The organism is Blastomonas sp. CCH1-A6, from assembly GCF_001556365.1.
Lineage (GTDB): Bacteria > Pseudomonadota > Alphaproteobacteria > Sphingomonadales > Sphingomonadaceae > Blastomonas > Blastomonas ursincola.
In genome coordinates this window covers 1-9451 of record NZ_LSIS01000267.1, presented here as the reverse complement: position 1 = coordinate 9451, position 9451 = coordinate 1, and the positions used below count along the sequence as shown (strand labels likewise).

The following is a 9451-nucleotide window of genomic DNA, read 5'->3' as shown; positions in this document are numbered from 1 at the left end:
CGTCACAGGCTTGGAAGGTTCGCCCCCGACCCTCGTTGCGGCATCCGACGCGCGGACGGCATCGACGCCGGTCGGGCTGCTGGCGACGCCCTTGCCGGTTATCTGATCGATCACCACCGGCAGCGACCCGGTGACCTCCATCGCCGCAGCCGCCTTTTCAGCCTCGCTACGCGGCTTCTCGGGCTGCGAGGCGGTCAGGTCCGGCTCTTGCCTTTCCTTCGCCTCCACGCCCCCCACAGGCCGTGTGGGGGTATGCTCGCGGCCACCCTCACCCCCCTCATCCGCGCCATTGTTCCGGGTGTTCTGACGACGCCGGTCTTCCGGCGAGACGTATTCGGTAGGCTTGAAGTTCTTGCGGGGCACCGCCCCCGGCGCGACCTCGGCATAGGAGCGGTATTTGAGTTCGATCCGCGCAGCAGGAAATCCATCGGGAAACTTCACGAAGCCGTGGAGCGACGGCAGGTTGTTGATGTCGTCGGGGATGACCAGCGGCTCGATCGCCGTGCGAGGCGTGAGGGTCGAGGCGTCGCGGGTGTTGTTGTAGCCGTAGCTGTAGGCCTCATCCATCTGGCGGACCTCGCGGCTGCCGATGAACTCGGAGCACTTTTCGGCTGTGGTTCGATCGGCGGTGGCGAGGATCAGCTTGGTGCGCGCAAGTCCGGTGAGCGCGGTCGCGTTCTGCAAGCCATAGGTCGCGACCAGCTTGTCGAACGAGTGGATCCCAAGGACGAACGCACCGCCGAAGTTGCGGGCCGACTGGAGGCCATGCTCGATACCAGGAAGCGCGTGAAGCGCATGGACTTCGTCAAACAGATACCAGGTCCGCAGGTCACGGGTCTTGGGCAGGCGCATGAGGTTGTTGACGGCCAGATCGATCCACAGCGTGAACAGACCGCGGGTCATCTCGAGGTCGTTGTACGAGCCGGTGATGAACATGATCGAGCCGTCGCGATTGTCGGTCGCGATCCAGTCGCGGATCGAGAAGGCGGGCGGGCCGCCCGGGACAGGGTCCGGCATGAAGCGTAGCGCCTGTCCGTTGACGTTCAGAACCGAGCGGATCGATTCCGCCATGCGGGCGGCTTTCTCGGTCGTCAGCGGGGCGGCGATGGTGTCATCGAGCTTGGCGTTGATCGACTTCAGATCGGCCTGCATCAGGTGGTGCGCGATCGCGGCGTTGTTCGCCTCACCCATCTCTTGAAGCTTCAGGCACATCTCGATGAAGAGCATCCGCGCGGCGTTCTGCCAGAACGGTTCCTTGTCGTCGGGATGCGAGGGAATGAGGGCCGATGCGGCCGAAACGAAGTCGGCATAGTTGCGGCATTCGTCGAACAGCGTCCACGGCGCGCAACGCTCGTCCATAGGGTTGAGAATGACGTCGGTTTCTGGGTTGTAGAACGTCTCCACGAACACGCCGGTCAGGTCAAAGATGACCGCGCGGTGACCGCGCGCGCGAAGCTGCGAGACGTGGCTGCGCAGCTGGGTCGTCTTGCCGGTGCCGGTGGTGCCGATGAGCATGGTATGGCTCTGTTCGAGCCGCCACGGATAGGGGATGCCGGCGATCGTGTATGGAACGTGGATGCCCCGGTCGATCCGATCGAGGATCGGAGCCTTGGCGACGAGTTCGGGGACGTACGGCGGATCGTGTTCGGCGCACTCGGTGCGGAACTTGCGCCGGTTGTGGCCGCTGACAGTTTTGACGAGCACGTCACGCTCGACCAACAGGGCGCCGCGGTTGTGGCGTTCCTGGAGCATGTCGCTGCCGCGCTTGTTTGCCCACATGATGAACCACATGATGATCGGTGCTGCGATGAAGGCCGACATGACGAGTGTCGTCAGGAAGATCTTGACCGTCTTCGCCCAGGCATGAACGACATGGGGTTCGTAGGGGACGTAGCCGATCGGAACCTTGGTCACGATGCCGTTTCGCAAGGTCAGGTTGATGAGGTGGAATTTGTCCCCGCCGACCCACGTCCAGATGGCGGAATAGAGCTTCATCAGGTCGAGCTGGAACTCATGCTCGGCGAGGCCCAGCCAGACGAAGATATTGAACAGGACGATGAACGTCCCCAGCCATATCCAGATGGGCACCTGGAGGCCCGCCCAGGTCATCTTGTACTGACTGGCGAGAAGCTGCGAACCGCGGGTGAAATTGCCCGAGTTGCGGGTGATTCGCCCCCGCGCGGAATGGTGCTTTACGGTCGCCGCCTGACCGTTGAACCGGATGTCGCCGCTACGCATGGAACGTCGCCAGGCGCTCCTTCGCGGCTTCGCGAAGCTGGGGTACGACGTCGCCGTGATCGCGTGTGATAATCACGTCGATCGCCGCCTGCATGTACTCGAGAACGAGGACCGCACGGGTGATGTTGAAAGTATGCTCGGCCTCAGCGAAACGGATACCGAACATAAGCGCAGTGCGCGCGGCCTCAGACCGGGAGCACGACCGTTTCGCGGCTACACGATCAAGTGCCGCAATCTCTTCAGACGAAAGTCTGAAGGCTATCGTCGAGTTAGACATTCACCACCCACTTGAAAGTGGCTGGTGGGGTTTTCGGAGAGTGGAAAATACTACAGCCTGGTCCCGAGGTATAGAGTGAAAACGCATTCACTCTGCAAACAGGGATTTTCGCGCGTTCTCAAGCGCTTAGGGGAGAACCACCAAGGCGTTTGCAGGGGCAAACATGTTTGCCCCTGCAAACACCGGCAATTACAGACACTTAACCTGCGGCGTGCCGCGTACGGTGTGCAAATCCTTAGGGACTGTCGCGGTGGTGGTGGCATCATGGCTGGATGTCCGATCATTGGACTGGGTTCCGGGAGAGTAAGCGCCGCAGGCAGGCGACCACCGGACTGGACCGAAGGGTATTGGGCGGAGCAATCCCGCCCGACGACGGACCTGGCCGAAGGTCAGTGTCCGTCGCCTCATGCTGGTCCGGTAAAGCCGGACCAGCGAGCGATTATGAGTGTCGCTATTGTGCCGGTGGAGCGGTGCTGGCATCGTGGGAAATGGAGGCCGATCCACGATCAGAAAAGGCAGGTCATATGGCACGGAGTATCGAGCAGGAACGGGCACAGCTTGAGGCGGACGAACAGCGGCTCAACGAACGCCGCAAGCAACTGGCCGATCGTGAGCGTTCGGAGCTGCTGAAGGAGGTGGAACGGTCGGGGTTGATGAAGGCCGATCCTGCCCAGTTCAGCGCGATCATTGGAGCGATCAAGAAACTCGGGATCGCCGAGACCGTGAAGCGCCTGACCGCGTAAGCGGGTCAGCGCGAAAGCGGGCTCAAGCCCATCATGCAAATAGAAGGGGAGCTGCCGTTAGGCGCTCCCCTTTTCAATGCTTGGGCCGAGTTGGCGAAGCTTCGGTCCATTCAGGCATAAGAATGGGGAGCATCGAGGCGAAGCCCGATGCTCCCCGACGCGATGGCGACTGGAGGGAGGCTATCCCCAGACCATGCGTATCCCTTCACTGGTGTCGGCCTGAGCAGCGAGGGTGTCGAAGCGTTCGAGGTAACGACCATCGAGGCGACCAAGGTCGCGGCGAACATAGGGCTGGCCGAGTGTTTCGCGTAGTTGCCCGATGGGCATGCTGCCGCAATTATCGTCCGAAAGTCGTAGCGCGTCGAGGACGTGGAAGGCGTTGCCGTTCGCGAGATTGATCTCCGCTGCGCCGTCCGGGGTGCTGGCGACGCGCATCGTGATCGTGCGGGTCGCGTCATCGTGCCAGAAGCGCACGTTGAGGCCACGGAACTGGGCTTCCTCGACCACGGCGATGACACCCACATCGTGATCGAAGATCGCGCAGATCGACGCGAGCGACCAGGGGCAGACGCGAGCTTCGAACGAGCACGACACGAGCGGGTCATCATCCTCGTCTTCGAGCAGCTGGCCACGTTCGCGGGCGAAGGCGCGGAACGCGGCAAGCTGGCGGGCGGTGATGACGGCGGGCGCGGCGTCGGCTTTGCGATCGACGCTGAGGAAGAAGGTGATCGACATGGTCTGTCTCCCATTGGAACCATCATCTCCGGTTCCCCTCCCCTTCCGATCCGTCAGGATCGGCATGGCCGATCACGGGGTCATGGGTCGGTCCGCAGGACCGGGTGCCCGAGCGATGCGTAGCTGGTGCTCGCAATGCGCAGGCATTGCGGCACCGCGAGCGAGCCGGGCTTCGGTCGGACTGCGCCGGTCGATGCGTAGCGAGCGCGACACGCGCAGGCGTGGCCGCGATGCGAGCGAGACGGGCGCGGTCGATAAGCGGGTGCGATCGGCACGAGCGAGGCGTAGCGAACCGGCGATCCGAAGGGATCGCCGTGAAGCGAGCGAGCCGTGCCGGTCAGCTCCTGCGCGATGGCATCGGCACGGTGCGATGCGCAGCGGCAGCGCAGGCGATGCGACGGCATCGCCGCGCCCGCCAGCGAGCCGTGCCGATGCGGCAAGCGACATGCCGGGTGAGACGCGCCGGTCGATGCGTAGCGAGCGCGACATGCGCAGGCGTGGCCGCGATGCGAGCGAGACGGCGTGGCCGATCAATGGGTGCGATCGGCACGGCGCGATGCGCAGCGGCAGTGCAGGCGATGCGACGGCATCGCCGCGCCCGCCAGCGAGCCGTGCTGATGCCGCAAGCGTGACGCCGGTTGAACCGCGCCGGTCGATGCGTAGCGAGCGTGACACGCGCAGGCGTGGCCGCGATGCGAGCGAGACGGCGCGGTCGATAAGCCAACGCGATCGGCACGGCGATGCGTAGCGAACCGGCGATCCGAAGGGATCGCCGTGAAGCAAGCGAGGCGTGCCGATTGGTGTTCAACGACGATCGCCAGTCGTATCGGCCGAGGCGTAGCGCGCTGGTCATCGCATTCAGCGATGACCGCAAAGCGAGCGAGGCGATGCGACGGGTGTCGGTATCGACCCCGGCACCGGCGAGGCGTAGCTGGCAGTGGCAATGCGACGGCATTGCCCTGCCGCGAGCGAGCCGTGCCGAGCGGGCAACGTGGCGTGATCGACCGATAGGTCAGTCCCACGCGGCGCGATGGGGCTCGATGCCCCGGAGCGCCGCCCAGGGCGACGTAAAAAAGGGGAAGGACTCCGGTTGCCCGGAGCCCTTCCGTGGGTGCGTCAGGCGCGGCGGCTGCGCTGGCTCGGCTGCACCGGTGCCTGTCCGTCCTTGCGGAAGACGTGGAGCGGTACGCCGGCGGTACGCAACTTGCGAGCGAAGTCGATCTGGACGCCCGATCCTTCGCAGACGATCGCTTCGACGGGACGCAGCGAGGCGATGCGGTCGTTGCGGAGGAACCCGCCCCGGTTGCCGTGGCGCTTGTCGAGGAACATGCGCACCAGCTTGACCTCGCGCGAGGCCGCCCACGACGCTGCGATGGCGTCGGCACCCTTGTTCATGGCGGTGGTCATCAGGACCATCGACGGGATGCGACGCTTGATCTGGTCGAGGCGTTCGAAGAGCTGCTCGTGGTCGTGCCATTCCATGCCGCCCGAGAAGGCGACAATCGGGCCGCTCGGGTTGTGCTCGTCCCGACGCTTTGCCGCGCGTGCCGCCAGATAGTCGGCACCGTCGATCATCGAGGCGGTCAGCTTGGACGACACCCTGCTGCCGCGGACGGTCGAGAAGGGCCGTCCGGTCTCGACGCGATACACGTTCCCGGCGTGGTCCCGCATGCAGCGCATCGCCTCGGCGCAATTCTCGAGGGTCTGGCAGAGCAGCTGGGTCTCTTCGAGCTCCACCGCGTAGATCTCCGAGGGGTCGTAGCTGCGCACCAGGTCGCCAAGTTTCTTGGCGGCGTCATCCTCACGGCCCTCGATGCGCTTGGCCACCATGTGGAAGCTGTTGACGAAGCCCCATGCGAGGTCGGCGGCGAACTCCTCCATGCGAGTGTCGCGGAACACGTCGAACATCGTCGCCAGCATCTGCTCGACGGCGTGTGCGGCCTGCTCCGGGTCGGGCATGTCCAGCTTCTCGGCTTCGCTGACGATGGAAAGCTTCGCCATCTCGCTCGCCTCGATGAACGCCCCCTGATAGGTCTCGGTGGTGTGCTCGTCGGCGCGGCGCTCGTTGATCGCGCGGCCCATGTCGTTGAAGTTGCTGTACTTGGTCATGATAGCCTCCATGAGTTGAAAATCTCACCTTCTCTCGGTGAGGAATCTCATCCGGCATGCGGCGGTCAGGGCGGTCAGGGACGTTAACCGGGAAGCCGCGGCCCGCAGGGTCGCGGACCCCGGTTAACGCTCGCGCGCGGGGGAGCCGATTTTCTCGTGCCCTGGAGGCGGAGCGAAGCGGAGACGGAAGGGTGCGTGAAAATTGGGGGGACCGCGCGTCCTTGACGGCCCGCCAACCCCGCATGCCAGACTTCCTCATCACAGAGAGAGAAAATATTATGTTGTGGTGGGCACGCCGGGTCGGACCGAGCACGGGCGGCGGTGATGCGCCGGCACGGCGCAGCGCCGCAAAGGCAGCGCCAGTGAGCCCGGGAGGGCGAGCCAGCTGCCGCCGCCCGCGCGCAGGACGCCCGGCGCCGGCATAGGGATCGTCACCCGCAGGGCGGAGACCCCGCCAGGGGGCTCCGTGAGGCCCGCCAGGGCCGAATAGAGCCCGGTCCCGCCCACAAGGCGGGACGCCCCGCCCTGCCCCTCTACGGCCGTCCCACAGCCAGCACAGCAGGATCAGCAGGATCAGTCCCATTCATACTCGCCACCGTCATCCCCGGCATCGTAATCCGGCATCTCCTGGATTCCCGGGTCGTCTGGATCGCGGTTGGCATCGGGGTCCTCGCCGTGCGGGTCGGTCTGGATATCCGGTTCGGTTGCGAACCGGATATCTTCACCGATCCGGTCAGCAATGTCCGGCTCGACCGCGCTGTCATCGTCTAGCCAGCAGGAACGCGGACACTGGAGCAGCTGGTGACCACGATGGACGAAGGGCTGGCCGTTCATCAGGATGGGTCGCTCGGCGAGACGCCGGCAGGGTTCATTGCGACGGTTGCGGAAGCCGCACGGCACCGCCAGCGGGGCGAGCGCGACGGCATTGCCGTCGTGGTCGCCGCCGGCGGGTGCCGGCTCGTCGACCCGAGCGACCGGGTCCGGTGCCGCAGGTATCGGCTCGGGCGCGAACGGGTCGCCGTCGAACATGTCGCGCTGGACGGTCATGGTGCCGGACCTTTCAGGTGAGCGCGCGCTGGCGCAAGGCCGCGGTGCGAAGCACCGTGGGCGAGGCGTCCTGCGCGGGCGATGATGAAGCATGCGCGAAGGGCGACGCCCGCAGGCGCCGCCCGGTTCGCTGGCCGGTCAGTAGAACTCGGCGCGATCGGCGATGATCTCGCAGCCGTAGCGGTCGTTGCCGTCGCTGTCCTGCCAGCGGGTGTAGTGCAGGCGTCCCTCGATGGCGATGAGGTCGCCCTTCTTGCGGTTGCCGGCGATCGCCTTGGCGAGGCCGTTGAAGCAGGTGACCTTGTGGTATTCGGTCTCCTTGACGGTGAAGCCGTCGTCGCCTTTGTAGGTGTGGCCGTCCTTGTTGAGCTTCGGGCGATCGGTCGCCACGAAGATGGTCGCGACGCTGGTGGCGCGATTGACTTCGCGCAGTTCGGGGGTGCGGGTCAGGCGGCCGACGAGGTTCACGTTGTTCATGGCATTGCCTCCTTGGGTTGGTCGGCGGTCCGTCCGCCGGTGTCACCTGAAGGGCGTCGCGGTTCGGGGCGTCGCACCGGAGGGCGAGCTGGGCCGGCGCGCAGGCGGCGGGCCTGGTCGACCGGAGGGGAACCCCTTTTGCAGGGGTGGTGCGGGCAGCCGCGCGAAGCGCGGCAACACGGCCCTGCCAAAGGGGTTGCGAGGCCCCGGGGCGCGGCGCAGGTGACACGAAACGGCGGATGGGCCGTCGATCAGCCCAAGGTTCCCGCAGGCATTGCCATGGACAAACCTCGTGAACCGCTCATGTCGGTCGCCTGACCCGTACCCCCGAACGACCCGGCGCGAAGGCAGGCGTGCCGCCAGCGTCGCTCGCTGACCGACGTGGTGCCGCTCCGAAGCTCGACAAGGACGGCCGCGCCCGGGCGACGACGCACCGGCAAGGAGACCGGATGCCGCAAGGTCGCCCGACGGCCGACCCTCGCCAGGGCGATCGCCGGCAACCGCATCGGACCTGGGCGTCCTCATCGCCATAGGGGGCAAACGCCTGCCGATACCCGCTGGCAGAACAGCGACGGCTTTACGCGCCGCCCGGCTGCGGGATCATCGCCGATCGTGATGATCTTTCCACTCGGCCAGCGAACCGGGCTGTGTCTGCGGGCGCCGCCCTTCGGGTTGGCGAGGATCGATCGCCTACTCGGTTCGCCGGGTGGGGGTGATCCGATGCTCGACGATCAGCGCCGCGACACGTTGTACGATGCGGCTCGGCACCTCGGCGATGATGGTGCTACCGTCGTTACCGGCGCGAACGTCGGGTCCGACCCATGCGAAATCGTTCACGTCGTCCCACACGATGCGTGATCGGTCATCGAGGCCGAAGGCCTCAATGAATCGCGGCGGCAGAGGGATGGATGCAGCCGGTGAATAATCGCGCGTCGTCAGTGGCACCATCAGGACACGGAGCCTTCCGGCTGAGCGATAGCTGCCAACCACCATGCAGGGGCGGAGTTTCGAGCCGTCCTCGTCGCCCCGGTTATGTTCATGCCGCCAGAGGTAGAAATACCAGATCAGGTCACCGGCTTGCGGTTCAATCGACGTACTGATCGTTCTGGACGGACCCGGCGCTGGGCGTCGCGGTCCTGATGGCGTGGATGGCTTCATCGCTCAACTCCTGCGGCGAGAGCGCGAGGTGATCGAGGCGGGACAAGCGTTCGAACTCGGAGGCGGGTAGCATGACCACGCGGGCAGCGCCGTTGCGCTCGATTGCGATCGGATGCGTCATCGCCTCGTCGTAATAGAAGCCGAACCGCTTCGACACGTCGGTCGATCTGGCCTTTTCGATTGTAGGGGTCATGGTTTCCCTCATCTTTCGTTACGCGGCCGGGGATCGATTAAGCCCTGCGTCCCTCCAGGATGGGACCCTCATCTGGTCCTGCCAATGTTGTAACGGCCATCTTTCTGTTACATGGGAATCCGTATCTTCCGTAAAACGGAAGACAATCCGTACACCACGGACCGCGCGGCTGCAACAGGCACTAACGGCAACAGGGACCGCTTCGGCGATGAAGCGATCCCCGTCGAGGTGGCGATACGGGCGACGCGTCAGCGCCGCCCGATGCCGGTCAGACCCTCTCGTCGACCGGCGCGGTGCTGGCACCCAGCCCGTCTCCGGTGTCATCGCCTGCGCCCGAGGTCGCCACGTCACGGCCATCGGCGGTGAAAGGCAGCGCGGGTTCGCCATCGTCCGCCTTGACCCCGAGCGCGGCACCGACGTCGCGGCGCTTCTGGGCGCGCTGCCACACGACGTTGTACGAGCCGTCGTCCTGGC

Annotated in this window: 10 protein-coding genes and 1 pseudogene; 1 reads left to right on the top strand and 10 read right to left on the bottom strand. The window is 65.4% G+C overall.

Translation table 11 applies throughout. From position 1 onward, the window contains the following. Together AX735_RS12775 and AX735_RS25865 are read right to left on the bottom strand one after the other, a co-directional pair. A partial coding sequence (locus AX735_RS12775) for a type IV secretion system DNA-binding domain-containing protein (protein WP_066280732.1) occupies positions 1-2238 on the bottom strand: 2238 nt, incomplete at its 3' end. Further along, complete coding sequence (locus AX735_RS25865) at positions 2231-2515, bottom strand: hypothetical protein (RefSeq protein ID WP_064312469.1); 285 nt, start codon at positions 2513-2515, stop codon at positions 2231-2233. The genes AX735_RS12775 and AX735_RS25865, both read right to left, overlap by 8 nt. Before the next feature lie 524 nt (positions 2516-3039). Here AX735_RS25865 and AX735_RS12765 point away from each other — a divergent pair. Beyond that, entirely contained in the window at positions 3040-3258 is a 219-nt protein-coding gene (locus AX735_RS12765) for a hypothetical protein (protein WP_010409132.1), read from the top strand. Positions 3259-3438: 180 nt separating this feature from the next. On the opposite strand, the gene AX735_RS12760 is transcribed toward AX735_RS12765, so the two are convergent. The 8 genes and pseudogenes from AX735_RS12760 to AX735_RS25860 form a co-directional block, all read right to left on the bottom strand. Then, positions 3439-3993, bottom strand: coding sequence for a hypothetical protein (locus AX735_RS12760; RefSeq protein ID WP_010409130.1), 555 nt, complete (start codon positions 3991-3993; stop codon positions 3439-3441). 72 nt (positions 3994-4065) lie between these two features. Next, the gene (locus AX735_RS25195; protein WP_126027346.1) at positions 4066-4668 is read right to left on the bottom strand and encodes a hypothetical protein; all 603 of its coding nucleotides are present in this window, start codon (positions 4666-4668) and stop codon (positions 4066-4068) included. Between the two features lie 441 nt (positions 4669-5109). Further along, on the bottom strand, positions 5110-6102 hold the full coding sequence (locus tag AX735_RS12745; RefSeq protein WP_037494485.1) for an SLOG family protein: 993 nt from the start codon (positions 6100-6102) through the stop codon (positions 5110-5112). Positions 6103-6675: 573 nt separating this feature from the next. Further along, complete coding sequence (locus tag AX735_RS12740; protein ID WP_062126517.1) at positions 6676-7149, bottom strand: hypothetical protein; 474 nt, start codon at positions 7147-7149, stop codon at positions 6676-6678. A 138-nt stretch (positions 7150-7287) separates the two neighbouring features. Continuing rightward, positions 7288-7626: a single-stranded DNA-binding protein gene (locus tag AX735_RS12735; protein WP_010409121.1), complete on the bottom strand. Its 339-nt coding sequence runs from the start codon at positions 7624-7626 to the stop codon at positions 7288-7290. A gap of 690 nt (positions 7627-8316) precedes the next feature. Further along, positions 8317-8574: a hypothetical protein gene (locus AX735_RS12730; RefSeq protein WP_062126514.1), complete on the bottom strand. Its 258-nt coding sequence runs from the start codon at positions 8572-8574 to the stop codon at positions 8317-8319. A gap of 136 nt (positions 8575-8710) precedes the next feature. Beyond that, the gene (locus tag AX735_RS12725; RefSeq protein ID WP_010409116.1) at positions 8711-8977 is read right to left on the bottom strand and encodes a type II toxin-antitoxin system Phd/YefM family antitoxin; all 267 of its coding nucleotides are present in this window, start codon (positions 8975-8977) and stop codon (positions 8711-8713) included. Positions 8978-9245: 268 nt separating this feature from the next. After that, positions 9246-9451 (bottom strand): annotated as a pseudogene (locus AX735_RS25860) (DUF736 domain-containing protein); the annotation flags it as partial.